This window comes from Desulfosarcina cetonica JCM 12296, from assembly GCF_001311845.1.
GTDB classification, from domain to species: domain Bacteria; phylum Desulfobacterota; class Desulfobacteria; order Desulfobacterales; family Desulfosarcinaceae; genus Desulfosarcina; species Desulfosarcina cetonica.
The window spans coordinates 1-1,027 of sequence record NZ_BBCC01000483.1 but is presented as its reverse complement, the minus strand read 5'-3'; the positions used below and the strand labels follow the sequence as shown (position 1 = coordinate 1,027).

Annotated in this window: 1 protein-coding gene; it reads left to right on the top strand. The window is 51.6% G+C overall.

Annotated elements, in window-relative coordinates; all coding sequences use genetic code 11:
• Positions 1-213: 213 nt before the first annotated feature.
• Positions 214-882, top strand: a complete 669-nt coding sequence (locus JCM12296_RS35120) for a DUF6431 domain-containing protein (RefSeq protein ID WP_054702830.1) — start codon at positions 214-216, stop codon at positions 880-882.
• The last annotated feature ends 145 nt before the right edge of the window (positions 883-1,027 follow it).

Sequence of the window (1,027 nt, the reverse complement as noted above, 5' to 3'; positions counted from 1 at the left end):
TGCTAACTCTCTGAATAATTGGAGTAAAGAGTCTCAGAATAAGCTACCCAGCAACCCCGCCCGACAGCTATCCCGCAAGGTTTTGCTACCCCGCCAGTTCAGTTTTGTGATTTGGGACGATAGTCCAGACTACCCCGCCAATTGAAATGGGGTATCCCCCCTGGTAAATGGGAAGGTCACCACAACCCCCAACCACCAAAAAAGGATACCCCCATGCCGCCAACAGCGACACGTGAAGACATTACAACATATCTGGAGCACGTCGAAAAGGACCAAATCAAACCCCATCGTCTGCCCGACTGTACCCAATGCGGTCTTGCGGCATGCTACTTTAAGATCCACGCCTATCGGGAACGCCGTTTCCTGATTATCGTCGACATGACCGTACATCCCGAATATGCGCCGTTGGTCCGTTTCCGTTGCCCGGCCTGCAAGAAGACGGTTTCCTATTATCCCGATTTTGCCCTCCCGCATAAACACTACACCCGTCAATCCATCATGGGCTTTACCGAAAACTATTTCACATCCGATACAACCACCTATCAACAGGCGGTCATGGACATGGAGCAGTTCAGTGTCGCGGGATATCCCGATGGAGAAAAAAGCCTTGCGCCATCAACGGTTCACCGGTGGGTGACAACGCTGTCGGGGCTGGTCCACACCACGCAAACGGCCTTGAATCTGATCGGCCAGGAAAACCCGGCCACACGGGCATACCGCGATTTGGCCCAACTGACGATTGCGAATGGCAAATACAAACATCCGTCCCGTAAAAAGCAGCTGCTCAGTTACTTGCGGCTGATCGTCACCGAGGCTTTTTTTAAGGCCACCTTCAACCTGTCGATTTTCACCAACCTGGCAATACGTTGCGCGTTCACCTGAGGTAACGTCACCTCCAAAAGCCATCAAGGGAGGTGATGCAATGGACAAAGAACAAGAAAAATGGGCCATCTTCTGGTGCGATCTCTTAAGTCCGGTAATTTTCGGAGAAATCGACGAGAATACGACGAACCGGTTTCTCAAGGAA